This is a genomic window from Mycobacterium sp. NGS69, assembly GCF_059812165.1.
In genome coordinates this window covers 233,041-257,215 of the sequence record NZ_JCALCD010000006.1, presented here as the reverse complement: position 1 = coordinate 257,215, position 24,175 = coordinate 233,041, and the positions used below count along the sequence as shown (strand labels likewise).

Here is a 24,175-nt window from a genome sequence, read left to right as displayed (position 1 = left end):
GCGGACATGGCACTCGCCACACATTCCGGCTTCACCGACCTGCTGCTGCCGCTGCCGGCGGCCGGGGAACAGTGGGATCCCCACCTGATCCACACCCACTACTTCGGTTTCTCCGTTCCCGAGGCGGCGATCGGCGCGTTCCTGTACGTGCGCTACCAGCCGGCGTTCCCGCTGTCGCAGGGCGGTGTCTGCATCTTCCAGGGCACCGACAACGTCGAATACACGGACATGGCCTTTCTCGACTACGAGGTCACGATGCCCTGGCCGCGCGTCGAGGGCAGCACGATCACCACCGACAACGGCTTGCAGATCGATTTCGTCGAGCCGGGCCGGACCGCGCGGATCACCTACCGCAGCGGTGACGGGGCATGCGCCGTCGACGTCGTCGCCGAGGCCGTGACCCCCCTCCTGGCCCGGGGGCATGTCATGCCGGGCGAGGAAAACCACCACGACGTGACCCGCGAACCGGGCGGCAGCGAGCAATTCATGCGCATGACCGGCGAATTGGTGCTCGACGGCACGACCTATCCGGTCGACTGCTATGCGCCCCGGGACCGCTCCTGGCGCCAGATCCGGGTGGAACGCCGCGGCGCGGTCCCGGTTCCGCCCGTGGGCTGGTCACCTATGTACTTCGGTCCCGACCTCATCTTCAACCAGATCAGTTTCGAGCCGCTGGACACCGACCCGGCCTGGGCCGGGCTGTACAACGTCGGCGACCGCCCATCGCATCACTTCGCCTGGATCCAGCGTGGCGACGAGACCCGCTCGATCAAGTGGGTGCGCCGCAACGTCTTCGAATATCACCCGCGCATTCACCTGCCGATCCGCCAGGAGATCACGGCCGAGGACGAAGCCGGCGAGGTGTACCGGTTCCTGGGCGAGGCGATCGCGTGCGCGTCGCTGCCGGCCTGGCCCAACACCTCGTTTCACGACAGCGTGTACCGCTGGACCGACGAGCGGGGCCGAACGACGCATGCGACGTATCAGGAACTGTGGTTCGACAACTACCAGCGGATGATGAAACGCCGGGCGCTGGCGGCCTCGCACTAACGGAAAAAGACGCAAATAGGAGCAAACGATGGCCCTGAAGAACATCATCGACACCGAGCTGGCCGCCAAGCGGCTCGCCGACTGGCTGGCGACGAAAAAGCCTGAGGCGCAGGACATAACCGTGACCGACGTGTCCGTGCCGGGTGCGGGGGGACTCTCCAACGAGACGGTTCTGTTCACGGCGAACTGGCGCGATGCCGACGGTGAGCAGTCCCAGGGCATGGTCGCCCGCGTGCAACCCGACGGGCCCGGCGTGTTTCAGGAGTACGACCTGGCCAAGGAGGCCGCCGTCATCCGGGCGCTCGCCGATCACTCGCCGGTCCCGGTGCCCCGGGTGTACTACTTCGAAGACGACCCGTCCGTCTTCGGTGCGCCTTTTCTGGTGATGCAGCGGATCGACGGTCGCATCCCTGCCGATGATCCCCCGTTCACCGCGACCGGGTGGGTGTTGGACCTGACGCCGGACCAGCGACGTCAGATGTGGCACAACAGCATCGACGTGCTGGCACAGATCCACAGCGTCGACTGGCGCGCACTCGGGCTGGAGTTCCTCGACACGCCCGCGAACCACAGCGGCCTCGACGCGGGCCTGGCTCAATGGCGAGGCATATTCGACTGGGCGGCCGAGGGCGAGCCGAACCCGACGATCGAGGCGGCGTTGCGTTGGCTGGACGAACATCGGCCGGACCGCGACCAACCCAAGGTTCTCAATTGGGGAGATGCGCGGGTGGGCAACATGATCTTCTCCGACGAGCTTTCGCCGCTCGGCGTGCTCGACTGGGAGATGGTCGAACTGGCCACCCCCGAACAGGACCTTGGCTGGTGGCTGTTCTTGGCGCGCCACCACACCGAGGGCGTCGGGCTTCCGTTGCCGGCGGGCATCCCGGACCGCGGCGAAACAATCGACTATTACCAGCAGGCCACCGACCACACGCTGCGCGACCTCGACTACTACGAGGTCTTGGCGGGCACCAAGCTCGCGATCCTGATGGTCCGCGCCGCGCACATGATGATCGCGGCCGGACTGCTGCCGCCGGACTCCCCTATGGCGCAGAGCAATCCGGCCAGCCAACTCGTCGCGAAGCTTCTTGACCTGCCGGCGCCTACCGGGATCACCACCAGCTTCATCGGCAATCGAGGCCAGTGACATGAACGCTCAGGTGACGTTCCAGCGGATCTGCGCGTACAGCGGCATCATTTGCGTGCTGCTGTTCTTCGGCGGATTTGTCGCCGCCGGTTTCCTGCCGCCGCTGTCCCCGGGCATGTCAGCGGCGCAAGTCGCGGCGCACTATCAGGCGCACACCGCGGGAATCCGGCTGGGCGCCGGCCTGATCTTCCTCAGCTCCGGGTTCTACGTGTGGTGGACCGCGGTCATCTCCGGGCAGATGCGGCGCATTCCCGGCGTGCATCCCACCGTCATGAACGCGCAGCTGGCCGGAGGGGCGTTCGCCTGCCTGACGTTTTTGGTGCCGGCGCTGATGTTCGCCATCACCGCGTTTCGTCCCGACCGCTCACCCGACGCGACCCTGCTGCTCAACGATATGAGCTGGATCATGCTGGTAATGCCCTGGATACCGTTCATGGCCCAGTACTTCGCGTTTGCCTTCGCGATCCTGTCGGACCCGAGACCACAGCCGCTGTTTCCGCGCTGGCTGGCCTATTTCAACATCTGGGCGGAGGCGATGTTCACGCCCGCGATCATCCTGCCGTTCTTCAAATCCGGCCCGTTCGCGTGGAATGGCCTGTTCGTCTTCTGGATCCCGGCCACGGTGTTCACCGCGCTATTCGTCGTCAACGCAGTCTGCCTCATCAAGGCCATCAACTCCGAGGCCGACGAAGCACTCGGTGCCGGTACCACCGGCGACCACGAAAAGCTGAGCCGCGAAGCGAGCCACACCTAGGGCAAAGGGCCTACTTGACGCTTGTGTGAGATATGGCGTCTCAATATACTGGCTTGGCCTCGCAGCGCTGCCGACTGGGGAGGGAGCCTTCATGTCCGCCTTGACGAGGGCCGCAATCATTGTGCTAGGCGCCGTGACGACCGGCCTGTGTGTTGCCGCACCGGCCGGTGCCGACCCGGGCTTCGATCCGTGCCACTCGAGTGTTCCGTTCCTCTGCCGCATGTTCCCGATGATGCCCGACCTCGACCACGACATCGATCTCAGCCAAGATCCCGACGCCTGGACCGGACATGGACCGGTCAGCCAGCCTGGCGTCGGTCAGCCGGGTGCCGACCTCAACGGCGGATAGCGGACCGCTACCTGCCCTGCCATCGGGGCGCGCGTTTTTCCGCGAAGGCCAGCGCGCCTTCCTTAGCGTCGGCCGATTCCCGTACTCGACCGGTGATCTCGCGTTGCCATTCGAACGCCGGGAGATCGGTCCAATTGCTTTGGTGCGCAAGAATCTTCTTTGTCGCCTTGACCGCCAGTGGACCGTTGGCAGCAATTTTCGCCGCGATGTCGCGGGCCGCGGCCAACGCCTGGCCGGGTTCGGCGAGCACGGCGACGAGTCCGTGGCGCTCCGCGTCTTCGGCGCTGATCGGTTCGCCCGTCAACGCGGTCAGCATCGCCAGCGAGTACGGCAGCGCCTTCGGCAGCCTGAGCAACCCGCCCGCGGCCGCGACCAGGCCCCGTTTGACCTCCGGCAAACCGAATCTGGCGGCGGTGCTCGCCACCACGATGTCCGCACTCAGGGCCAGTTCGCAACCACCGGCCAGCGCCCAGCCTTCCACCGCCGCAATCAAAGGCTTTGTCGGGGGGCTTTCCGTGAGGCCGGCAAAGCCGCGGCCCGGAATCGATGGTGACTCACCACGCAGAAACGCCTTGAGATCCATACCGGCACAGAATGTTCCGTCGGCACCGGTCAGGATCGCCGCCGTGAGGTCGTCGCGGGATTCCAAGTCGTCGATGGCCGCGGCGATGCCGGTGGCAACCGAGCTGTCAATCGCATTCTTGGCTTCCGGACGGTTGATCGTGATGACCATGACTCGATCGGCGGTGTCGACCAGGACGGTGTCGCTCATTGTCTGCCTCCTGAAGTTTTGCCGGTGCCCCGTCGGCTAAGCCGAGATGCTTTCCCACAGCTCAATTTCGCCTTCGTCTCGCACCCGTGCCCCGAGCCGTCGGCAGTAGGCGAATTCCGACTGGTCGGCGTCTCGCAGCGCCCACAACTTGCTGGTGTAGCGATGCAAGTCGTACTCGGCGGTGATGCCGACCGCCCCGTGCAGTTGGTGCGAAGTCCGTGCCACCAGCGTCGCCGCAGTGGCCGCGCCGATGCGGGCAGCCGACATCGCGCCGAACCGTTGTAGCTCGGACGCGTGGGCATCCGCGCACGCCGCCGTCGCCTTGTCGAGCGCCGACTGGGCGAACCTGGTCCGCACCGCCATTTGCGCCAACGCGCTCGACACCGCCGGAATCTTCACCAACGGGGCGCCGAACTGCTCGCGCTCCATGACGTACTTGCGGGTGAGCTCGTAGGCCCCCCAGGCGGTGCCGAGCAATGCGGCCGCCCGGGTGAGTGACAGCCGGTCGATCACCTGCGCAGCGCCGGGTCCGCCCGGTATGGGCGCGACGGAGGTGCCGGCAAGGCTCACCCGCGCGTCGGGCAGGCCGGCGATGTCGTGGCCGGGTTCGACGGTCACCGACGCCGCCGACAGCGGAACTGTCACGACTGAGGATGCAGTCACGATCACCAGCTCGCGGGCCCGGTCGGCGAACGGCACTCGAGCCAAGTTGGCGGTGACGGGATTTGACGAGACGTCCAGGTCGGGAGCGATGACGACGGTGTCGAAACGTTCGCCGGCCGCCACGGCGTCAGCGGCGTAAGCACTCGTCGTCGCCTCGACGATCGGGGTATTCAGCCCGGCGCGTGCCAACTCCCGGACGACGACCACCAGGTCGGCCACGCTCCCCCCGGAACCGCCTTTGTCGTCGGGCATACCGATCCCGGCGAGGCCCAGCTCGCAGACCTGGCCCCATACCCAACCCGGATCGCCCGCGTCGGCTGCGAGGTTCCTGATGAGCTCCGTCAACTCGTGCGCGAATTCACTCATGGCCGGGTCTCGCTTTTCGTGACGATCGAAAGCAATACGTCCGAGGCGCCTCCCCGGAGGGTGAACCCGGGTGAAGCCAAGAGTGCTTCCGCCAGCGGGTCGGTGCGCGAGGTTGGCAGCCCCACTCTGCGGGCGAATTCGACGACGTCGTTCTCGAACTCCGTGCCGAGATACTTCAGACTCGCCGCCTCCACGACGGGCGCCCGGCCGGCGTCCATCGCGCTGGCGATCTCCCAGCATTGTCTGCGCAGCGTGGCGAGGCGGGCGACCAGCGCGCCGAGTTCCACATCGTGACGGTCATCAGACGTGCGACGCAGGTGACCGAGAACTTCGACCAACAGCGGGTACGTGCTCAACACTCGCTCGGGACCGCCGCGTTCGAACGACAGTTGCTCGACCACCTGACGCCAGCCGTTTCCCTCCGCGCCGAGCAGGCGATGCTGCGGAATGAAGACGTCGGTGAAGGTGACCTCGTTGAAGTGGTGCTCCCCCGACATGTCGACTATCGGGGAAACCTCGATCCCGGGTGTGGACATGTCCACGACGAATTCCGACAGGCCTTCGTGCTTTTTGCCGATCGAATCGGTGCGGGCCAGCAGATAGGCGTGCGTCGCGCGATGCGCAACGCTGGTCCATATCTTGCGGCCGGTGACCAACCAGCCCCCCTCGACCTTCTTCGCCGCCGTCCGGACGGCGGCCAGGTCCGATCCCGCTTCCGGCTCGCTCATACCCAGGCAGAAGATGTACTCGGCTTTGACGATGCCGGGCAGCAACTCATTTTGCAGCTCGTGGGTGCCGTGACGCAAAATCGCCGGGCCGATCTGCCGATCGGCGATCCAGTGGGCGGCGACCGGCGCTCCGGCACGCAGCAGCTCTTCGGTGACGACGAGGCGTGACCGGGCGTCCAGGCCGCCACCCCCGAATTCCACCGGCCACGTGATCCCGATGAGCCCCCGCGCCGCGAGTTCGCGGGAGAACTCCAGGTCAAAGGAGCGCAGCCAGCAGTCGCTGCGCGGCGTGTAGCGGCCCGCGGACAACCACGAACCGGTCAGCTCGCGCACCTGTTCGCGCAGTGCGCCGAGCGGCCGCGCCGTATCGGCGCGTGAGTCGTGTTCGGTCATGGAGGCAGTCTCCGTCATGCCCGCAGTCCCGTCTCCGAGTGGCGCACGACGCAACGATAACATTTTGAGTTTTTATGTCTCAAATCAGTGCGGGCGGCCGAAGCGCGGCCGGGGCCACCCGCTAGCCTGGCCGAATGAGCCTGCCCCGTCACGAGGGCCGCGATCTTGCGTCCGTGAGCCCCGGTCAAATTCTCTACGCGGAAGACCTCGCCGTCGGAGACTGGATGGAGCTGGGGCCCGTCGGCGTGACTCGGGACGAAATCGTCTGCTTCGCACGGAAATTCGACCCGCTCCCCATCCACGTCGATGGAACCGAATCACCGTTTGGTGACGTGATCGCCAGCGGGATGCACACGTTGTCGTTGTTCGCGAGCATCTCGTCGCCCAAGTTCATGGCCCGGCTCGCCTTGGTCGCGGGCAAGGGGTTCGACCGTTTGCGGCTGCCGAATCCTGTCCGTCCGGGTTCGGTCCTCCACGGATCCCTACAGGTCGTCGAGGTCAGGATGGGCGCACGAAAAGCCGACGTGCACTGCCTATACGAGATGGCGGATCAGGACGGCGACCTGGTGATGACGATGGTAGGAATCCAGGTCGTTCGTCGCCGACAACCCGTGGCCGACTGACTCTGAACACTGGTCGGAAGTCAACGTGCGTTAACCTATTGTCATGAGGTTTCTGTCGGCGGGCGGGCCAGAGTGACGCCAGCAAGCGGCGTGGCACATAAACGAAGTGGAGGCAGCGGGTGATGAAGGTGCGCCTTGAACGCGGTAAGTGCGCCGGACACGCGCAGTGTTACGCGCTCGAGCCCGACTTGTTCCCGATCGACGACGACGGTTACTCAACACTGCAGGAGCACACCGTCGCCCCCGGCGACGAGGAGGCCACCCGCCAGGGTGTCGCGGCATGCCCGGAGGTCGCGCTGGTGCTCGAAGACGACTAGCGAGCCGCTAGCGTTCAACCACCGGCCATCAGATCCCGGCGAACGATCTCTCGCATGATTTCGTTGGTGCCCCCGTAGATTCGCTGAACCCGCGCGTCGATGAAGGCCTTCGCGACCGGGTATTCGGGCACGTAGCCGTAGTCCTCATGCATCCGGACGCCCGCGTCGATCACCCGACCCTGTAGTTCGGTCGCCCAATATTTGGCCTTCGCCGCATCGACAGCGGTCAGTGCGCCTTGGTTGTATGCGCGCACACAGCGATCCAAGTACGCGCGGGATACCTCGATAGCCGTCCGCAGCTCGGCCAGAACGAATCCCGGCGCCTGGAAATCGCCGATCCGCTCGCCCGACGCCCGCCGCTGCGTGGCGTACCCCATCGTCCAGTCGAACACCGCCTCCGCCGAGGCCTGGGCGGCGATCGCGATCCCCAGGCGCTCCAGCGGCAGGCTTTGCATCAGGTAGGCGAAGCCGGCCCCCTCGTCGCCGAGCAAGTTGCCCTCTCCGAGACGCACGTCGTCGAAGATCTGCTCCGCGGTGTCTTGAGCGTGCAGCCCCACCTTGTCCAGCTTGCGACCGCGGTGAAACCCCGCGGTGCCATCTTCGACCACAAACAAACTGAAACCTCGGGAGCCCGCGCCCGGATCGGTCCTGGCGAACACGATCACGAGATCACACAGGATGCCGCTGGTGATAAAGGTCTTGGAGCCGTTGAGAACCCAGGCGCGCCCGTCTTTTCTGGCGCTGGTCTGGACGCCGCGCAGGTCGCTGCCCGCCCCGGGCTCCGTCATCGCGATGGCACCAATGTTCTCGCCGGTTACAAATCCGGGAAGCCACCGCTCACGCTGGTCTTCATTGGCATGGCGCAGTAGATAATTCATCACGATGTCGTCGTTGGTGGAGAAGCCCGACTGCAAGGCCGACGCGCCCACCCGGGCGATCTCCTGCTGGATCACCACCCGATAGCGGTAGTCCCGCTCCCCCGCACCGCCGAACTCCCGCGGCGCGGCCAAGCCCAGGAGGCCCCGTTTGCCCGCGGCCCGCCAGGTCTCGCGGTCGATCAAACGGTCGGCGTCCCACTGCTGCAGCTTCGGGACCACTTGTTCATCGACGAATGCGCGCACCGACGCGCGAAACCGTTCGTGGTCCTCCCCGAAGAGGTCGCTGTCCATCACACCTCCGCTGCCGCCATAAATCTTTTTCTCATAGATTACCGTTCCAACGCCTTGACCCGCGTACCAGGTGTCAGCGGTGCGCGTCTCCGTCTTTCTGCACTGCCTGGACACAGGGATTATCCGCTTACCAGACTTGGCCGGCCCGCCGGCTCACGAACCAGCTGACATTTTTTGATTGACGTCTCATACCTAGTGTCGTAAGTTTAATGCCAGTCGGAGCGCAGCGCGGCCCATACCGCTCGTCGACCACATCGATGCTCCGACGCACAAGACTTCTCGACGCCGGGGCAAAGGCCCACAAAGGAGGACGATGAAACTCGAAGGCAAGGTCGCCTTGATCACCGGAGCGGGCTCGGGCCTCGGCAGGCAGGCGGCGCAACTATTCAGCGCAGAGGGCGCCCGGGTCGCGATCGTCGACATCGATGCGGACCGTGCCGAGCAGACGTCAAAGCTGGTCGAGCAGCAAGGTGGTGACGCCATTGCGATCACGGCCGACGTCGCCCAGAAAAGCCAAATTACTGCCGCGGTGACCAGCGCCGTCGACCACTTCGGGAAGCTCGACATCGCGTGGGCCAACGCGGGCGTTGTGTCACGCGGTGGCGCTGCGGCCCTCGGCACCGAACCGGCCGTCGAGTTCGAGGACATGACCGAGGCCGATTGGCAGCACGTGTTGGGCGTCAACCTCAGTGGCGTTATCTATACGGCTCAGGCCGCGATTCCCCACCTCAAGGCCAATGGCGGTGGCACCATTCTGGCCACGTCATCGGCGGCGTCGTTGGTCGCCTACCCAAAGATCGCCTTGTACTGCGCGACGAAGGCCGGCGTCAACGGGTTGGTACGCGCCCTCAGCCTGGACCTGGGCCGCTTCGGCATCCGGGTGAATGCCATCGCGCCGACCCACGGCATGTCGCCGAACTTCTTGCTGCCCCCGGGTGCACCGGTGGTTGGCCAATCCTACGAAGAGGTGGCGGGCCCGTGGAATCCCACCGTCTCGCCGATACCGCTCAAGGTGCCTCGCCCCCCATCGCTGCTGGACAACGCCAAGGTGGCGCTGTTCCTGGTTTCCGACGACTCGGCCTACATCTCCGGGGCCACCATCGGCGCGACCGACGGGGGCACCCTTGCCCGCGTCGGAATGTGGTTCCCCGAGGACCTCAATCCCGAGCTCGCATCGAACGCGAATTGAGCAGGCGCCGCAGATGATTCGAAGGAATGGAGAGTAGCGAGATGACCACAGCAATGGATCGGGTGCCGCCGAACCTCGTCACGGACTTCGACGTTTACGATCCGAGCCTGGCCACCCCGGTGGACGTGTTTCAGCAGCGGGTCGCCGAGCTCGCCGCGAAAGGCCCGGTCCTTTACTCGCCGGCCTACGGCGGGCACTGGGTGGTGACCGGGTACGACGAAGTCCACCAAGTCCTTACCGACCATGAGACCTTTTCCAGCTACCCGAACAACCTGGTCACCCCGGTCGATTTCGGCAAGTTCATTCCGCTCGAGCTCGACCCTCCGGAGCACACCGCCTACCGGCACGTGTTGCAGCCCCTGTTCAGTCCCCAACGCATGAAGAAGCTCTCGGACGACATCCGTGCAGTGGTCAACGAGTTGATCGACGGGTTCGCACCAAAGGGCCACGCCGAGTTCATCTCTGAATTCGCCCACGAGCTACCGGCCCGGATCTTCTTGGCCTTGATGGACTGGCCGCTGGAAGACGCCCCGCTGTTCACCGAGGCCACGGACATCGTGCTGTTCGGCAAGCCGGGCGGTACCGCGGAGGAGTCCGACCAAGCCCGCATTGCCGCCGGTTTGAAGGTGGCCGGTTATTTCCAGCAGGTGATCGAGGATCGGCGCAGCCATCCTCGCGGAGATGCGACGTCCGTGCTGATCAACACCAAAGTCGAACTTGCCGACGGCGCCCGGCTGCTTCAAGACCAAGAACTCATCTTGATGTTCTACCTGCTGTTGATGGGTGGCCTGCACACCGTGCAGGGATCACTGGCCTGGGCAATCATGCATTTCGTCGAGAGCCCAGACCAACGGGATCTCATCATCGCCGACCCGGCGCTGATCCCGAAGGCCGTGGAGGAGATCCTCCGCATCGAAGCGGCAGTCTCCGCCGGCCGGCGTGCGACGCGCGCCGTCGAGCTGGGCGGCGTCAGCATCGCGGAGGGCGACCAGCTGCTCCTGGTGCTCTCTTCGGCGAACCGCGACCCGAAGACGTTTTCTGAGTCCGTCAACTTCGACATCAACCGCTTCCCCAACCGGCACTTGTCATTCGGGGCCGGGGTGCACCGGTGCCTGGGCTCGCACCTCGGCCGCGTCGAATTGACGATCGCGCTCGAGGAACTGCACCGGCGGATCCCGGACTATCAGCTGGTGGAGTCGGATCCTCCCGTATACCACTCGACGCAGGTGCGTGGCTGCCTCCGAATGCCGATCACCTTTACACCAGAGAAGTAAGCCCCATGACGACATCGCTTCCCCGCCAAGACCGAATCCGTCGGGCACTTGAGCTGTTACGTAACGAAACCACCGACAAGTTCGACGACGTTGTCGGTTTCTCCGCGAGCGAATTCACGGATCCGGTTCTCGCGCAGCAGGAGCGTGATCTCATCTTCGGCCGGGTTCCCTCGATCGTCGCCCACGGCTCCGAGATCGCCCGCCCGTATGACTTCATCACCGCGCAAATGCCACGCAACAACATCATCGTCGTGCGCCAGAAAGACAACGGTGTCAAGGCGTTCGTGAATCTGTGCCGACACCGCGGCGCCCTACTCGAGGACAGCGAGAAAGGCCGCTGCCGAGTTTTCTCCTGCCCATATCATCGGTGGTCCTACGATCCCGACGGGTCGCTGCGGATGGTCACCCGCGATGCCACCTTCGGCGAGGTCGATCGAAAAGAGCATGGTCTTGTGGAGCTCCCGTGCGAAGAGCGGCATGGCTTCGTCTGGGTGGTCGACAATGCTCACGCCTCGATCGATGTGGCGGCCTGGCTTGGGCCGGATATGGATTCGATCCTCGCCGGTTATCGCATCGACAAGCTCCAGTGCGTCCGGTCGGCCGGATTCGACGAACCGACCAACTGGAAGATCATGCAGGACGCGTTCCTCGACGGCTACCACATTCAGTACGCCCACCCCAATACCGCGGGAAAGATCATCCACACCAACGTCATGGCCTTCGAAGATTTCGGGCGGCACTGCCGGTTCATCGCGCCACGCAAGTCGATCGACCGCTGGCTGGAGGAGGATCCCGGCGACCGCCAACTGGATCGCTATGTCACCGAGACTCACTTCCTGCTGCCGAACAGCACGTTGCTGCGCCAACCGGATCACTTCCAGCTGCTGACGTTCCGGCCGCATCAGAGTGATCCGACCAAGTCGCGGATGGAGCAACGGCTGATGGTCCCAACGCAGGAAGACGCGGGCATCGACGAGGCTCACTGGAATCGCCTCTGGGACAAGAACTGGGAAATTCTCCTCGCCGTGTTGCACAACGAGGATTTCCCGCTGCTGCGCAATTCGCAGCGCGGGATGGCGAGTGCGGACGCCGGCGATATGCTGCTGGGCCGCAACGAGACCGCCAACCAGGTATTCCGCCGGGAGACCAAGAAGCTGCTCGCCGAGGGCCACGGCACCTAGTGACCGTTCGATGATCAAGTACGAGTGGCGAACCAGTCTGAGTCCCGACGAATCGTCCGAACTGTCCGGCCTGCTCGGGCGTGCCGCCGAGTACGACGCCGAGCCCGAATACAACACGATCGACTTCGCCGACGTCGATCGTGCGATGTCGCGGTCCGATTCGTCGACACGCCATCTCGTGATTTGGATGCTGCCCTACGCCACGGCGATGGGCGAGGCCGACCAACCCGAGCGCATCGCCGGGCTGATCCGCCTGAAGTGCTCGTCGGACGGTTCGGCAACGGCCAGCGCCGTGGTCGATCCCGGCTTGCGTTCGATCGGGATCATGACACTGCTGCTGGAACGCGTCGGCTTGGACACGGCGCGTCCGGGTGGCTGGCTGGACACCGGTGCCCACACGGTCACCGCGTGGGCACAAGGTAACCACCCCGCGGCGAGCAGGCTTTCCGACCGGTTCTTGATCCCGCGCACCCGGCGGGTCTGGAAACTCATCCGCTCCGCCGATGCCCTCGATAACGCCGCCGCGGCACCCGTTCTGGAACCAGTCGACGATGCGGCACTGGCCGACCTCGCCTGGTTGTCAGCGCCCCCCGAAAGCGCTCACACCTATGCGTTGCGTGAGGCCGGGCGCGTTGTCGGGGTGGCGGCGCTGGATCTGCGCGCCGTGGCGTCCGAGGAGTTCGGCCGCTGCGCCACCATCGTGTCGGCCTTCGCCGCACCGGTCGCCCAAGCGCCGCAGCGCCGCCGGTTGCTCGAGGGTGCGGCGGCCCTGGCCCACGAGGCCGGCATGACCGGCATCGCGATTCACGTCGACTCGGGTAACCCCGAATTGGTCCACGCCTGTCGACTGGCGGGCTTTCAACACGACCGCACCGACGTGCGCTACCAAATCGGCGGCCAGCCATGACCGACACGATCCCGGCCGACCTGGCAAGCACCGTCGATGCCCATGGCAAGGCCGTTGCCGCGGGCGACAATGACTCGGTGCTGGCCGATTTCCTGCCCGACCGCATCGGTCAGCTGATCGCCTCGGCCGACGTACCCGCCCGCCTCAAGGGGGCCCAGGTACGCACCATCACCGAAGCCGAGCCCGGGCACTACGACGCCATCATCCGCTACACCAAACTCGATGACCAATGGTTTGAACTGCGCAGCCGCTGGGTGCTTTTCGCCGACGGCAGCTGGCGCGTCGCCAGCGTCCGCAACATTCCCGACTCGCCGCCGTGGGTGGGCCTCACCGGTCCCTCCCCCGACGGCCTCGACGCGGCCCACTGGGAAGGGCTGCGCGCCGGAAGGCTGCTGCTGCAACGCTGCCGGCAGTGCGCGACGTGGGTCTGGTCGCCGCGCCCGATCTGCCCGGCCTGTCATAGCTTCGACCTGAATTTCGAGGCCGTCGACCCGGTGGGCATCATTTACTCGTGGACGCGAACCTGGCAGCCGTTCACCCCGGAGGCCACCGGTCACCTGCCCTACGTCGTGGTGCTGGTGGAACTACCCGCGGCCGGCGCCCGCCGGGTCCTGGGAGTCCTCCAGCACGCGGACGGGCTGACCCCACGCATCGGCGCGATGGTGCGCGGGGTGATCGAACGGCCCCCGGACGAAAAGTACTGGCCGCTCGTCCGTTGGCACCTGGATCCGGGCTTGGAAGCTCGGTGAGCGGGTTTCGCGCGTCGACCGCGGTGGTGGGGGTCGGTTCGACCGACTATTACAAGCGAGGCACCAGCCCGCTGTCGTCAGCGCAACTGGTGCTGCAGGCGATCCTGCGGGCCTGCGACGACGCCGGCGCCGACCCGCGCGGCATCGACGGTTTCGTCTCCTACGCCGGGGATTCCAGCGAAGGCCTGGCCATCGGCGCGGCGCTGGGTGTGCATGAGGTGCGCTGGTCGACTCAGGTGTGGGGCGGCGGAGGCGGCGCGGTGGCGGCGGCGGTCAACTGCGCCGCCGCGGCGGTGCACAGCGGACAGGCCAGCTGCGTCGCGGTCTACCGCGGCTTGTCGCAGGCCACCGACGGGCGCGGTGCGTACAACAAAGGGCACATGGGTCACCTCTACGCCGCACACGGCATGATCGCCCCCGCCCAGGTGTGCGCGATGCGCACCCAGCGGATGTTGGAGGTCGACGGGGTGCCGCCGTCGGCCGTGGAGGCCGTGGCGCTGGCCGGCTACCACCACGCCCAGAACAATCCGCGCGCGGTGGCGTACGGCCAGCCGCTCGACCACGGCCGCTACCAGGGTGCCCGGCTGATTTCCGAACCGCTGCGACTTTTCGACTGCTCGCGTGAAAATGACGGCGCCACCGCGATTTTGGTCGTCAGCGCCGAACGGATCGGCGAGTACCGCGGGACACCGACGTATATCCTGTCCGGCGTGCAGGGCGCCTCGGCGGGCTGGACCGAGTCGGTGGAAAACGAAGCCGAGTACACCAGCGCGGGATTTCACCCCGCTTTGGTACAGCGATTGTGGGACGGCGCCCGACTCACAGCGGCCGACGTCGATGTGGCCCAGGTGTATGAGAACTTCACCGGCCCCGCGGTGGCGTCGATGATCGACCACGGGTTGTGCCCCCCAGGGCCAGCCGCCGGTGAGGTTCTCACCCTGGACAACTTGACCGTCGAGCGCGGCCGGTTGCCCATCAACACCGCCGGCGGAAACATCGCCGACGGCTTCGTGCACGGCATCGGCCTGGTGGCCGAGGCGGTGCGCCAAATCCGCGGCGGCTCGCCCAATCCCGTTGCCGGTGCCGAGGTTTCGCTGCTGATCGGCGGCCCGATGGCCCCACTGGTCAGCTCGACCGTGTTCGGGTCCGCGGCCACGATCTGACGCACCGGGGAATCGAGGAGGAAGATGGCCGCGACAGTCGGCTCCGCACTGCACTGGTGGGCACGAACCAAGGGTGAGGCGCCCGCGGTCGTCCTCGGAACCGATGCGCTCAGCTATCGCCGACTGCACGACTGGTCCGGCCGGTTGGCACGGCGGCTGGCCGATGACGGCGTCAAACCCGGCGACCGCGTCGGGCTGCTGGCACCCAACACGCTGCAATGGCCCGTGGCGGCGTTGGCGATCATGAAGGCCGGCGCGGTGCTGGTGCCGTTCAATGCGCGCCTCAAGCCCGCCGAGGTACGCAAGATTGCCGACGACGCCGGCCTCAGCCGGATGATCGCCGCGCCCTCTCATACCGCCGTCGCACACGAGGCACGGCAAGCAGGCCGCGAATTCGCCGTGCTGTCCTTTGACAGTGTCGACGCCGAGCGATTCGGCGATCCCGACGATTTCCGCATCGACCGTGCCGGCGACGAGCCGATCGCGGTGATCTTCACCAGCGGGTCCACCGGCCTGTCCAAAGGCGTCATCCTGACCAGCAACACCCTGCTGGCCATCGTGCTGGAGAACACGCTGACAGAGGAAGGCTTCCGACCCGGCACGGTGACGTTGCTGGTGTTGCCGCTGGCGTTCACCCCGGGCCTGGTGTACGGGCTGCTGATCACCACGGTGCTGGGCGGAACCCTCGTCGTCGAACGAGAACTCAATCCCTCCCGCGCGGTCAAGCTCATCCAAGAGCACTCGGTGCGCGCGATCTTCGGTGTCCCATTGATCTTCGAATCCCTTTCTCGCGCGGAAGGATTCGACGACGCCGACCTGAGCTCGCTGCAGACCGCTATTGTGGGCGGGGCCGCCGTGCCGACGGATCTACTGAGGCGATGGGCCGACAAGGGCGTGTTGCTTCGCCAAATCTACGGAATGACCGAGGCGGGAGGCGTGGCAACCGCGACGCAGAAGGCCGAGGCTTTGGACCACCCCGATTCGTGCGGCATCGGCTCGATCTTCACCGAAGTGGCGGTGATGGCGGACGACGGATCGCTGGCCGCACCGGGCGAGCAGGGCGAGATCGTGGTGCGCGGCCCCGGGGTCACGCCGGGTTACTGGGACGATCCGGAAACCACCGCGGCGGCGATCCGTGACGGCTGGCTGCACAGCGGTGATTTGGGAACCCGCGACGAACGCGGGCGCGTCACGTTCGTCGACCGCATGAAAGACTTGATCATTTCCGGTGGAATCAACATCTCGCCAGTGGAGTTGGAGGCGGTCATCGCGGGGCTCGACGGCGTGGCCGAGGTCGCCGTCATCGCCGCTTCAGACCCGCGCTTCGGTGAGACGCCCGCCGCGATCATCACGGTGGCACCCGACGCCGCGGGCCTCGACGAGGCCGCGGTGATCGCGCACTGCGAACAACTGCTCTCCGACTACAAGGTCCCGCGGTATGTCGTGCTGCGGTCGGAACCGCTGCCCCGGCTGCCCAGCGGCAAGATCGCCAAACAGGCGGTCCGGGAGGAATATCGTGACATCGGTCAACGGTTTACCCGCGCCCGGTGAAGCCCGGCGGGGCCGGACCGGACGGCGCACCAACAGCAGCGTTCTCAGCACCGATACCGCCGAGGCACGCCAGCAGATCCTGGCCGCGGCCGAAAGCGTGATCGCGCGCTACGGCGTCTCGAAAACCACGATGGACGACATCGGCAAGCAGGCCGGCGTCTCCCGTCCCACGGTGTATCGCTATTTCGGCGACCGCGACAACCTGCTGGCCGCGTTGATCGAGCGGCGCTCGCGGATGCTGTTCGACGGGGCCCGTGACTATATCTTCGGGTTCGAGTCCTTCGCCGAACAGCTCGTCGAAGGACTGTTGTATCTGATCGATCATGGCCGCAAGGACCCGATCGTCCGGATTCTGGTGGGCCCCGAACATCTCGGCGTCACCAGTCCGATCGTGAACGGTTCCGCCCTGGCAGCCGAGCTGACCGCCGAGATGTGGGAGCCGGTGCTCCGGCGGGCAATCCTGCGCGGCGAAATCCGTTCGGACCTTGACGTTTTGGATGTCGGCCAGTGGCTGGCACTGGTGCAATTCGTCATGGTCGGGCGCCGTGATGTCACCGGGGCCGACGACCCCGGCATGCGTGCACTACTGAAGACCTTTGTGTTGCCCGCGTTTATTCCGCCGGCCTAGCGTCCCGTCACTCCGTACAGAAGCATCTGCACCACCTCCTCAATCTGCCTGTCTCTGCCCGGACGGCGCCGATCCGGCGGAAACAACCAATCGTCGAGCAGCACCAGCGACAGCACCGACCCAACGGACATGGCGACAGTAACCGGAGCATCAAGTTCACGGAAATGCCGCGCGGCGGCGTGTTCCCGCAGCACGAGTTGCACGGCGCGCAGGTTATCCGCGAGTTGGCCGCTGACGCGCGCGGCGGCCTCCGCGAGCGCCGGTTCGCCGCCCTTGACTTGAGCGGCCACGAGCGTGCGAAATAACTCTTTGTGCTCGGAGGCCAGCGCGTAGAAGCCCTTGACGAACGAGCGCGCGATCTCGGAAGGTTCAGTTTCCGATGTCACGCTGACGTTCCAGGTTTTGGCCCAGTTGTTGACGAAGTCGGAGAACGGCGAAAGGATCGTCGTCTCGAACAGTTCCGCCTTGCTTCCGAAGTTGCGGAACAGAACCGATTCGCCGACACCGGCCACCTCGGCGATCTGGCGCGTCGTGGTGCCGTGATAGCCCTGTTCTGAAAACAGGCGATGCGCAGCTTTCAGGACGAGCTCTCTGATCTCGTCGCCGCCGCGGCGTCCGTTTCGAGGATTTGGCACAGGATTGTCCCTACTGAACGACATTTTCACTGACTTTAACCCGAGTCGTCTTCGGGCCCGAACTTCTAGCCGGTGCCGGCGTGCGATAAGGCGCCGGGCCAGCCCGTCTGGGATGACCTGGCGCGCGGTGCCGAATGTGCACTTGCCCCTATCGTAAGCGCCACTCACCACTTAAGCTAGTGTCACTTATCATCGTCTAGTTGGGAGTGAAGACTCATGGCGAAACGGATTGAACTGGACTCGGGCCTGGCCAAGGCCGCCGTCTGGTCGGGCATCGCACTGATCGTGGCGATGATCGTGGCGCAGGGGTTCATGATGCATTTCATCCCACCACCCTCGCCCGCGCTGTCGGCGAAGGAGCTCGCCCAGAGGTTCATCGACCGACGTAACGAAATCCGTCTGGGCTGTTTGATCCAGTGCATCTTCTGGTCGTTTTGGGCGACGTGGTGCATGGCGATCACCATCTTCATCCGCAAGATGGAACGTGGCTGGCCGATCCTGACGTACTCGTCGATCGCACTGCAGGGCGGCGGCTATGTCTTCTTCATTCTGATCCCGATGACTTGGGGCGTCATCGCGTTTCGGCCAGAGTCGCTCGACCCCGCGGTGATGCAGATCATGAACGACTGGGTGTGGTTCGACTTCCTGTTCACCTGGCCGCCATTCGCGTTGTGGATGGCCGTGATCGGCCTGGCGATCATCAAGGACCACAATGTGCCCACGCTGTATCCGCGCTGGGTCGCTTATCTCAACTTCTGGTGCGCAATCCTGATCTTCCCCGCCGGGCTGATCGTGTTCTTCCACGACGGATTGTTCGCCTACAACGGCGTCGGCGCGTTCTGGATCCCGTTCGCAATCTTCTTCGGGTGGATGATCGCCATGTCGGTGCTAACCCTGCAAGCCATCGACAGGCAGAAAGCGAGCCGGCCCGAGAACCAGATTGCGATGGCCGCGGTCTGAGGTCGTGCTGCGGGGGTGGCCCAGGCCGCCCCCGCACGTCGCCATACGACCGATCGCCCGCCCTTTGACCAGGAAGCATAGCCGCGTGCAACCCACCACCACACAGCCGCTAGCGCCACCCGCCGCGAAGAAGACGAAGAAAGTCCCCGGCGAAGCGGGCGTCTGGATCTTTATCCTCGGCGACATCTGCGTTTTCGCCGTTTTCTTCACTTACTTCCTGATCCAGCGCAGCAAGCACGTCGACCTGTTCGATCTATCCCAGTCCACGCTGAACAAGAACCTCGGCGCCGTCAACACGGTGTTCCTGCTGATCAGTTCGCTGTTCGTCGTGTTGGCCGTACGCGCGATGAGGGTGGACGAGCGGGTGCTCGCGCAACGCCTGATCGTCGGCGCCTTTGTCTGCGGTGTGGCGTTCATTGTCGTCAAGGCATTCGAGTACTCCGAACGGGTTGCAGCACACCAGATCCCCACCACCAATAGTTTTTACCTGCTCTATTTCGTACTCACCGGCTTGCACCTCTTCCATCTGATCATCGGCTTGGGTGTGCTCGCCACGCTGTTCGTCCTGGCCCGCAAGACCGGCCTGTCCACGCACCAGTGGGCCTTCTTCGAGGGCGGTGCGTGCTTTTGGCACATGGTCGACCTGCTTTGGCTGGTCCTTTTCCCGCTGATTTTCTTGGTCAGGTGAATCGAATGACGAGCTTGCTTCGCACGCCGGCAACGGCGGTGTGGTTGGTGTTGGTCAGCGCCACCGCCGTGTCCTGGGCGCTCGGAAGTCAGCACGGAACGCACAATCATGAGCTGGCGAGCGTGATCATCTTGCTGATCGCATTCATCAAAGTCCGCCTGGTCGGCATGTACTTCATGGAGCTGCGGGAGGCGCCGAATGTCCTGCGGGGGTTGTTCGAAGCGTACTGCCTCATCGTTTGCGTGCTGCTGTTAGGAGTGTTCCTCTTCCTTTGAGCCGCAACATGATTCCGGAGTCCGCAGCATCGTCAACGACAGAATATCGGCAACAGCCCGTTAGGGAGGTCACTATGGAAGCTAAAGTGCAGCGCGTCCTGATCTGGACGGGGCCGGCGATGATCGTCCTCTGGCTCGGCGCCTTCCTCTTTATCGCCGGGTTCATTCCACCGTCGTCCCCAAAGGCCAGCGCGGCGGACATATTCGCGCTGTATCAAGGCCACACAAACGCCATCAAGATCGGGATGGTGATCTCGATGGCCGGCTCGGCTCTGCTGGTGCCGTGGGCGGTCGCGATCTCGGGGCAACTGAAACGGATCAATGGCGCCAAGGCCCTTGCGGACACGCAGATGGTTTCGTGCGCCCTGCTGTCGCTGGAATTCATCACGCCGATCGGCATCTGGATGGCGGCCAGCTATCGTTTCGACGACCGCGCGGCCGACGTCACCCGAGCGCTCCACGACGTCGGTTGGATCCTGTTCATGACAGTGATCTGGTCGCTGTGGCTGCAGCTTCTTGCCATTGCCGCCGCCATTTTGATCGATCGCGGCGCCGAGCCGGTGCTTCCGCACTGGCTCGGATACTTGAGCTTGTGGGTGGCGCTGCTCATCATCCCGGCGGGCCTCGTCTTGTTCTTCAAGCAAGGCCCGTTCGCCTGGACGGGCATTGTCGGGCTCTACATACCGCTTACGGGATTCGTTGTCTGGATAATGTCGATGACGATCACCGTCCACCGCAACCTGACGCGAGAGATCTCCGCCACCGCAGACGTCCGCTAGGAGGCCGTCGACTTCTCGAGATCGGTTGCTGCCAAGTCCAAATGCCCCCAATGCTGCGGCGGCGGCGCCGCCTCCGGCACGGTCGGCGCGGCGCCGCGCAGGAAACTACGGATGGCTTCGGCGAAGGCCCCTGCCGCGGATCGCTGGTTGGCAGCCACCGCCGCGACCAGCGCAGGTTCGGTGGCGGGATCGGCGTTGGCGAATGGGCGGCCTCCGGCGTCGTCGCCGTGCATTGCCTCGGTGATGCCGGCCCCCAAGGTCAGCTTGTCCAGGCCGTCAAGGATCAACACCACTTGCTCCGGGGGCACCCCGATCTCGATCAGGTGCGTCGCGGACTCGTTATAGTTGCGGATCAACACATCACGCGGCATGAATTGCAGCAGCAGGGGCACCGCATTGCGGTGCCGCAGCATAGATTCGCGAAACGCCAAACTCAGCGCGACAAGCCATTCAATCCAATTCGGCACCGATGTGGGGTCGGGTAACCGCGTCTCCACCACGATCGCCCGCGCTACCGCTTTGAGGATCGCCGCCTTGTCCTCAAAGTGGTGATAGAGCGACGGTGCCTGCACGTTGAGTTCCCGCGCGAGCCTGGGCAGGCTGAGCGCGTCCAGGCCCTCCGTGTCGATGATGCGCAACGACGCCTCCACCACGGCGTCGCGGCGGATAAGCGGCTTGGAGGGGCGAGCCATGAGCACATTATCGGATATCGGCCGTGAAAAGCACCAATAGCCGAGCTCAGAAATCTAATAGCGACAGGTTTTCGCCTCTTTAGCCAAGTGTGGGCTGCAATCTCGCCACACCCGCCTCTTCGGTGCGCTCAGCGGCGCGACTCGCCCGCAACATGAGCCAGGTCATGGCGACCATCCAGACGAAGAACGACACACACAGCACCCACCAGGCCAGTATCCCGTTCCATGCCAGGGGTCCGGCGTGAACGAACACGACGAAACTGCCCGGCGCAACACCCAGCGCGGTCCAAATGTTGAGGTAGGCACACCAGCGCGGCAGCAGCGGCTGCGGACGATGATCCTGGAGTACGGCGATCGCGATGATCGCCATCTGGACCATCGCCGTTCCGACGATCCCCACGTACGGCAGCCACGCGAGGTCGTTGAGCATCTGAAGCATCTCGGGGCTGCGTCCGCTTCGATAGGCGGCCGTCTGCCAAACCAGTTGCGGGAAGAGGAACTCGAGGATCAAACACGAACCGGCGATCAGCTGCGCCGTCGCAAGCGGCGAATCGCGACCGGCGATGCGCCGGATCTGATGGGTGAGCGCCGCGACGAAGAACGCCAGGAAGGGCGCCGCGGCAGAGGCGATCCAGATGCCGATCCGGATCCGACCGCGTCCCTCGGCGAACATCCGCGCTACCGCGTCCACGCTCATGCCCGGTGAGGGCGGCGGTATGAAGCCGGCGAAAAGCCAAAAACCTACGAAGAATAGCGGAGCAAAAGTGATGCCGCCCCACACGCATACACGCTGTTGTCGTTCAGTCATCATGGCCGCGCCTTCCGTGCGATCGTCAGGACAGGACTTGGCTAGAGAGCAACCGCTCAGCCGCCCGCAGACCGGATATCGTTGCCGATTCCAGATTTTGGAACGCTTGGGAGTCGCCGGCCAGCTGGATGCGCCGATCCCGACCGCACAGCTGCCGGAACTTTCCAAGGTCGCGGTAGAAGCCGACCGTGGTGTATTCCTCGCGCCACCGGTACACATCGGCGAACTCGATGCAGTCGGTCGTGCCGGGCAGGATCTGCTCAAGCGCGCCGAGGATGGCCTGGCGAATCTGATCGTCGCTATCGTCCCAATGCTCGGCGCTCCATGAGTCCAGGACCGCGACGGTGAGCAGTGCCTTGCCCGCGGGGGCGCGACCGGGCGTCTTGTGATGGTCGAGCATGACCCCGGTTAGGAAGGGGTGACTGGCTCGCGGGACGAGCACGTAGGTGGATCTCACATCCCGCGGTCGACGAGACAGGCCGACCTTGAGCAGGAGCAATTTCCCGTTGCGCACCCGGTCGAGGAACGATCGCCGCCAAGCATCCAGTCCGGGCACGATCCGTGCGGTCGTCTGCCCCGGGGTCGCGACCACACAGGCCGCCGCGCGGTCGACGCGTTCGACGCCACCCTGATCTGTCCAGGTGACTGTGACGCCACTTCGGTTGTCCTCGACCGAGATAACCTCCGCGCCGACTTCTGTTTTCACGTCGCGAGCCAGCCGATCCGTGTACGAACCCATCCCACCGCGGAATCCGACCAGCTTCGCGCCACCCAAGAGCGCCAGAATTGACAAGAAATCGGCCCGCGACGCCGTGTCGCCGCTCGTGGCGGCGATGCCGCGCAACACCGTCTCGGCGAGGTACTCCTGAAGTTCGGGACTCAACCGCGAGCGCGACCACACCGACAACGTCTGGGTGTCATAGCGTCCGACCTCGGGCATCCGCGCGTAGCCGGCTTTTCGGGCGCGCAGCAATTCCGGAACGAGCTTGATTGCCTCCGCTTTCGCCCGGATCGATAGCAGCCGGGTGCGAACCAGGGAGGAAACGAGATGATTGCCATCCAGATCGTGAATAACCCCGTCCCGGACGACCCCGAGGATGAATCCGCCCGGGACGATCTCGTCGGCCATTCCGATGTCGACGGCGGTGGCCAGCAGGGTCCGGTGGGTGGTCGGCAGGAAGAACGCACCCTCGTCGAGGACGAAACCGTCCCGGTGCGAGGTACGCATCTTGCCGCCCACCCGGTCGCCGGCCTCCAGCACCCTGACCGAAACGCCCGCCCGGGACAGCCGGTGCGCGGCGACCAATCCCGAGGGACCACCTCCGACGACGACGACGTCGTCCGTCATGTCAGCCCTACCGCTTGAACGCGTCGATGATCTGCAGGTAACAGTCCTCGGATTCCTCGGCGGTGAACGGCGGCACGTAGGATGTGTGCAGGGCCAGATGCGGTAAACCCTTGTAGTTGTCCAGTTTCTGGCGGCACTCCTCCGGTGTCCCGGTGATGGAGAACAGTTCGACGAGCTCTTCGGGCGTATCCTCGAAGGCCGCCAGCCCCTTCTGCATCATCGACACGCGCAATCCGTTGACCAGGTCCTGCACGCCCTCGATTTCGGCGACCACGTCGGAGATCGGGTGCGCGATGTAGAACCCGACATGCTTCTTGGCCCGCGCCAGCGCGACGTCGCGGTCGGGGTGCACACAGCAGATGACCTCGCACGCCAGATCCAGTGCCTCCGGATCACGACCGGCCGAGCGCGCACCCTCCGCGATGTTGGGCAATACGACCAGATCGAAAAACTTTGGCGTCCAAAGGTATCCGATCCATCCGTCGGCCTTCGCCCCGGCCAGTTTCAGCAGCGCCGGGCGCATGCCGGCGAGCAGGATAGGAATCTGTGGCCGGACCATCTCGCGCAGGCCCCAGGGGTTGATCGGCGGCGCGGCGAACTGATAGTGGGCCCCCGAGAAGCCGTTCACCTGCTCGCCCGCCAGGTACGCCCAGGAGCTGCGCAGCGCGTCGATGTATTCACCGATGCGCCTGACCGGGGTCTTGAAGTCGGTCGAGTGAAACGCGCCGAGGAACTCCGGCACCCCCGTTCCCAGACCCAGTTTCATCCGCCCACCGGACAATTCGTCCACGTCCGCGGCGGCGTTGGCCGCCTCGAACGGAGACCGCGTGAAGGCGGTCGCGAGCCCCGTGCACAGCTCCGCACTCGACGTGGTCAGCGCCGATGTGCACAGCATCGCGAACGGGTTTCGGTACAGCTCATAGCTCCACACCGACTCGAAACCCGCCTCGTCTGCCATTCGCGCGTACTCCGGTATGCGCGCGAGCGGCGCCGTGCGACTGGGCATAGTGATACCGA

General features: G+C 65.0%; 27 protein-coding genes. 18 read left to right on the top strand and 9 right to left on the bottom strand.

The window, feature by feature from the left end:
- Positions 1-6 precede the first annotated feature (6 nt).
- From AC5Y2S_RS19490 to AC5Y2S_RS19475, 4 genes are all read left to right on the top strand, one after another.
- Positions 7-1,050: a DUF7064 domain-containing protein gene (locus AC5Y2S_RS19490; protein WP_499957732.1), complete on the top strand. Its 1,044-nt coding sequence runs from the start codon at positions 7-9 to the stop codon at positions 1,048-1,050.
- Positions 1,051-1,078: 28 nt separating this feature from the next.
- Complete coding sequence (locus AC5Y2S_RS19485; protein ID WP_499957730.1) at positions 1,079-2,197, top strand: phosphotransferase family protein; 1,119 nt, start codon at positions 1,079-1,081, stop codon at positions 2,195-2,197.
- A gap of 1 nt (position 2,198) precedes the next feature.
- The gene (locus tag AC5Y2S_RS19480) at positions 2,199-2,951 is read left to right on the top strand and encodes a hypothetical protein (protein WP_499957729.1); all 753 of its coding nucleotides are present in this window, start codon (positions 2,199-2,201) and stop codon (positions 2,949-2,951) included.
- A gap of 133 nt (positions 2,952-3,084) precedes the next feature.
- Complete coding sequence (locus AC5Y2S_RS19475) at positions 3,085-3,300, top strand: hypothetical protein (protein WP_499957728.1); 216 nt, start codon at positions 3,085-3,087, stop codon at positions 3,298-3,300.
- Positions 3,301-3,307: 7 nt separating this feature from the next.
- On the opposite strand, the gene AC5Y2S_RS19470 is transcribed toward AC5Y2S_RS19475, so the two are convergent.
- From AC5Y2S_RS19470 to AC5Y2S_RS19460, 3 genes are read right to left on the bottom strand one after another with little or no spacing between them, the layout of a single operon-like run.
- Entirely contained in the window at positions 3,308-4,072 is a 765-nt protein-coding gene (locus AC5Y2S_RS19470) for a crotonase/enoyl-CoA hydratase family protein (RefSeq protein WP_499957726.1), read from the bottom strand.
- Positions 4,073-4,108: 36 nt separating this feature from the next.
- Complete coding sequence (locus AC5Y2S_RS19465) at positions 4,109-5,101, bottom strand: acyl-CoA dehydrogenase family protein (protein ID WP_499957725.1); 993 nt, start codon at positions 5,099-5,101, stop codon at positions 4,109-4,111.
- On the bottom strand, positions 5,098-6,222 hold the full coding sequence (locus AC5Y2S_RS19460; protein ID WP_499957724.1) for an acyl-CoA dehydrogenase family protein: 1,125 nt from the start codon (positions 6,220-6,222) through the stop codon (positions 5,098-5,100). Before AC5Y2S_RS19460 ends, AC5Y2S_RS19465 begins: the two co-directional genes overlap by 4 nt.
- A gap of 134 nt (positions 6,223-6,356) precedes the next feature.
- On the opposite strand from AC5Y2S_RS19460, the gene AC5Y2S_RS19455 reads away from it, so the two are divergent.
- Entirely contained in the window at positions 6,357-6,845 is a 489-nt protein-coding gene (locus tag AC5Y2S_RS19455; RefSeq protein ID WP_499957723.1) for a MaoC/PaaZ C-terminal domain-containing protein, read from the top strand.
- 122 nt (positions 6,846-6,967) lie between these two features.
- Complete coding sequence (locus AC5Y2S_RS19450) at positions 6,968-7,162, top strand: ferredoxin (protein ID WP_499957722.1); 195 nt, start codon at positions 6,968-6,970, stop codon at positions 7,160-7,162.
- 14 nt (positions 7,163-7,176) lie between these two features.
- Here AC5Y2S_RS19450 and AC5Y2S_RS19445 read toward each other — a convergent pair whose 3' ends face one another.
- Positions 7,177-8,331, bottom strand: coding sequence for an acyl-CoA dehydrogenase family protein (locus AC5Y2S_RS19445; RefSeq protein WP_499957721.1), 1,155 nt, complete (start codon positions 8,329-8,331; stop codon positions 7,177-7,179).
- A 313-nt stretch (positions 8,332-8,644) separates the two neighbouring features.
- Here AC5Y2S_RS19445 and AC5Y2S_RS19440 point away from each other — a divergent pair, with 313 nt between their 5' ends.
- Genes AC5Y2S_RS19440 through AC5Y2S_RS19405 form a run of 8 tightly spaced genes read left to right on the top strand, consistent with a single transcriptional unit; the run spans position 8,645 to position 16,973 of the window.
- Entirely contained in the window at positions 8,645-9,520 is an 876-nt protein-coding gene (locus tag AC5Y2S_RS19440; RefSeq protein ID WP_499957720.1) for an SDR family NAD(P)-dependent oxidoreductase, read from the top strand.
- A gap of 41 nt (positions 9,521-9,561) precedes the next feature.
- Positions 9,562-10,794: a cytochrome P450 gene (locus tag AC5Y2S_RS19435; RefSeq protein WP_499957719.1), complete on the top strand. Its 1,233-nt coding sequence runs from the start codon at positions 9,562-9,564 to the stop codon at positions 10,792-10,794.
- 5 nt (positions 10,795-10,799) lie between these two features.
- A complete protein-coding gene (locus tag AC5Y2S_RS19430; RefSeq protein ID WP_499957718.1) occupies positions 10,800-11,975 on the top strand; it encodes an aromatic ring-hydroxylating oxygenase subunit alpha in 1,176 nt (391 codons plus the stop codon).
- 10 nt (positions 11,976-11,985) lie between these two features.
- Positions 11,986-12,882, top strand: coding sequence for a hypothetical protein (locus AC5Y2S_RS19425; RefSeq protein WP_499957717.1), 897 nt, complete (start codon positions 11,986-11,988; stop codon positions 12,880-12,882).
- Entirely contained in the window at positions 12,879-13,631 is a 753-nt protein-coding gene (locus AC5Y2S_RS19420) for a Zn-ribbon domain-containing OB-fold protein (RefSeq protein WP_499957716.1), read from the top strand. The genes AC5Y2S_RS19425 and AC5Y2S_RS19420 overlap by 4 nt, the downstream gene beginning before the upstream one ends.
- Positions 13,628-14,794: a thiolase C-terminal domain-containing protein gene (locus AC5Y2S_RS19415; RefSeq protein ID WP_499957715.1), complete on the top strand. Its 1,167-nt coding sequence runs from the start codon at positions 13,628-13,630 to the stop codon at positions 14,792-14,794. The genes AC5Y2S_RS19420 and AC5Y2S_RS19415 overlap by 4 nt, the downstream gene beginning before the upstream one ends.
- Positions 14,795-14,818: 24 nt before the next feature.
- Entirely contained in the window at positions 14,819-16,345 is a 1,527-nt protein-coding gene (locus AC5Y2S_RS19410; RefSeq protein ID WP_499957714.1) for a class I adenylate-forming enzyme family protein, read from the top strand.
- A complete protein-coding gene (locus AC5Y2S_RS19405) occupies positions 16,311-16,973 on the top strand; it encodes a TetR/AcrR family transcriptional regulator (RefSeq protein ID WP_499957713.1) in 663 nt (220 codons plus the stop codon). The genes AC5Y2S_RS19410 and AC5Y2S_RS19405 overlap by 35 nt, the downstream gene beginning before the upstream one ends.
- Here the strand turns inward: AC5Y2S_RS19405 and AC5Y2S_RS19400 are convergent.
- On the bottom strand, positions 16,970-17,632 hold the full coding sequence (locus AC5Y2S_RS19400) for a TetR/AcrR family transcriptional regulator (RefSeq protein WP_499957712.1): 663 nt from the start codon (positions 17,630-17,632) through the stop codon (positions 16,970-16,972). The genes AC5Y2S_RS19405 and AC5Y2S_RS19400 overlap by 4 nt on opposite strands.
- A 192-nt stretch (positions 17,633-17,824) precedes the next feature.
- On the opposite strand from AC5Y2S_RS19400, the gene AC5Y2S_RS19395 reads away from it, so the two are divergent.
- The 4 genes from AC5Y2S_RS19395 (at position 17,825) to AC5Y2S_RS19380 (ending at position 20,310) form a co-directional block, all read left to right on the top strand.
- Entirely contained in the window at positions 17,825-18,568 is a 744-nt protein-coding gene (locus AC5Y2S_RS19395; RefSeq protein WP_499957711.1) for a hypothetical protein, read from the top strand.
- An 85-nt stretch (positions 18,569-18,653) separates the two neighbouring features.
- Entirely contained in the window at positions 18,654-19,256 is a 603-nt protein-coding gene (locus AC5Y2S_RS19390) for a cytochrome c oxidase subunit 3 (protein ID WP_499957710.1), read from the top strand.
- 5 nt (positions 19,257-19,261) lie between these two features.
- Entirely contained in the window at positions 19,262-19,531 is a 270-nt protein-coding gene (locus tag AC5Y2S_RS19385) for a cytochrome C oxidase subunit IV family protein (protein WP_499957709.1), read from the top strand.
- A 74-nt stretch (positions 19,532-19,605) separates the two neighbouring features.
- A complete protein-coding gene (locus AC5Y2S_RS19380; protein WP_499957708.1) occupies positions 19,606-20,310 on the top strand; it encodes a hypothetical protein in 705 nt (234 codons plus the stop codon).
- On the opposite strand, the gene AC5Y2S_RS19375 is transcribed toward AC5Y2S_RS19380, so the two are convergent.
- From AC5Y2S_RS19375 to AC5Y2S_RS19360, 4 genes are all read right to left on the bottom strand, one after another.
- Positions 20,307-20,948 (bottom strand): TetR/AcrR family transcriptional regulator, encoded by a 642-nt coding sequence (locus AC5Y2S_RS19375; RefSeq protein WP_499957707.1) that lies wholly within the window; start codon positions 20,946-20,948, stop codon positions 20,307-20,309. The genes AC5Y2S_RS19380 and AC5Y2S_RS19375 overlap by 4 nt on opposite strands.
- 133 nt (positions 20,949-21,081) lie before the next feature.
- Positions 21,082-21,783, bottom strand: coding sequence for a hypothetical protein (locus AC5Y2S_RS19370; protein ID WP_499957706.1), 702 nt, complete (start codon positions 21,781-21,783; stop codon positions 21,082-21,084).
- A 52-nt stretch (positions 21,784-21,835) separates the two neighbouring features.
- Positions 21,836-23,158, bottom strand: a complete 1,323-nt coding sequence (locus AC5Y2S_RS19365; protein ID WP_499957705.1) for a protoporphyrinogen/coproporphyrinogen oxidase — start codon at positions 23,156-23,158, stop codon at positions 21,836-21,838.
- Positions 23,159-23,165: 7 nt separating this feature from the next.
- A complete protein-coding gene (locus AC5Y2S_RS19360) occupies positions 23,166-24,164 on the bottom strand; it encodes an LLM class flavin-dependent oxidoreductase (RefSeq protein WP_499957704.1) in 999 nt (332 codons plus the stop codon).
- Between the last annotated feature and the right edge of the window lie 11 nt (positions 24,165-24,175).

Bases quoted from the DNA above. Each gene is read 5' to 3' on its own strand.
- AC5Y2S_RS19485 (WP_499957730.1), top strand. From the start codon at position 1,079: ATGGCCCTGAAGAACATCATCGACACCGAGCTGGCCGCCAAGCGGCTC.
- AC5Y2S_RS19420 (WP_499957716.1), top strand. From the start codon at position 12,879: ATGACCGACACGATCCCGGCCGACCTGGCAAGCACCGTCGATGCCCAT.
- AC5Y2S_RS19410 (WP_499957714.1), top strand. From the start codon at position 14,819: ATGGCCGCGACAGTCGGCTCCGCACTGCACTGGTGGGCACGAACCAAG.
- AC5Y2S_RS19445 (WP_499957721.1), bottom strand. From the start codon at position 8,331: ATGGACAGCGACCTCTTCGGGGAGGACCACGAACGGTTTCGCGCGTCG.
- AC5Y2S_RS19450 (WP_499957722.1), top strand. From the start codon at position 6,968: ATGAAGGTGCGCCTTGAACGCGGTAAGTGCGCCGGACACGCGCAGTGT.
- AC5Y2S_RS19470 (WP_499957726.1), bottom strand. From the start codon at position 4,072: ATGAGCGACACCGTCCTGGTCGACACCGCCGATCGAGTCATGGTCATC.
- AC5Y2S_RS19360 (WP_499957704.1), bottom strand. From the start codon at position 24,164: ATGCCCAGTCGCACGGCGCCGCTCGCGCGCATACCGGAGTACGCGCGA.
- AC5Y2S_RS19440 (WP_499957720.1), top strand. From the start codon at position 8,645: ATGAAACTCGAAGGCAAGGTCGCCTTGATCACCGGAGCGGGCTCGGGC.
- AC5Y2S_RS19365 (WP_499957705.1), bottom strand. From the start codon at position 23,158: ATGACGGACGACGTCGTCGTCGTCGGAGGTGGTCCCTCGGGATTGGTC.
- AC5Y2S_RS19480 (WP_499957729.1), top strand. From the start codon at position 2,199: ATGAACGCTCAGGTGACGTTCCAGCGGATCTGCGCGTACAGCGGCATC.
- AC5Y2S_RS19455 (WP_499957723.1), top strand. From the start codon at position 6,357: ATGAGCCTGCCCCGTCACGAGGGCCGCGATCTTGCGTCCGTGAGCCCC.
- AC5Y2S_RS19430 (WP_499957718.1), top strand. From the start codon at position 10,800: ATGACGACATCGCTTCCCCGCCAAGACCGAATCCGTCGGGCACTTGAG.
- AC5Y2S_RS19460 (WP_499957724.1), bottom strand. From the start codon at position 6,222: ATGACCGAACACGACTCACGCGCCGATACGGCGCGGCCGCTCGGCGCA.
- AC5Y2S_RS19490 (WP_499957732.1), top strand. From the start codon at position 7: ATGGCACTCGCCACACATTCCGGCTTCACCGACCTGCTGCTGCCGCTG.
- AC5Y2S_RS19425 (WP_499957717.1), top strand. From the start codon at position 11,986: ATGATCAAGTACGAGTGGCGAACCAGTCTGAGTCCCGACGAATCGTCC.
- AC5Y2S_RS19380 (WP_499957708.1), top strand. From the start codon at position 19,606: ATGGAAGCTAAAGTGCAGCGCGTCCTGATCTGGACGGGGCCGGCGATG.
- AC5Y2S_RS19465 (WP_499957725.1), bottom strand. From the start codon at position 5,101: ATGAGTGAATTCGCGCACGAGTTGACGGAGCTCATCAGGAACCTCGCA.
- AC5Y2S_RS19435 (WP_499957719.1), top strand. From the start codon at position 9,562: ATGACCACAGCAATGGATCGGGTGCCGCCGAACCTCGTCACGGACTTC.
- AC5Y2S_RS19400 (WP_499957712.1), bottom strand. From the start codon at position 17,632: ATGTCGTTCAGTAGGGACAATCCTGTGCCAAATCCTCGAAACGGACGC.
- AC5Y2S_RS19385 (WP_499957709.1), top strand. From the start codon at position 19,262: ATGACGAGCTTGCTTCGCACGCCGGCAACGGCGGTGTGGTTGGTGTTG.
- AC5Y2S_RS19395 (WP_499957711.1), top strand. From the start codon at position 17,825: ATGGCGAAACGGATTGAACTGGACTCGGGCCTGGCCAAGGCCGCCGTC.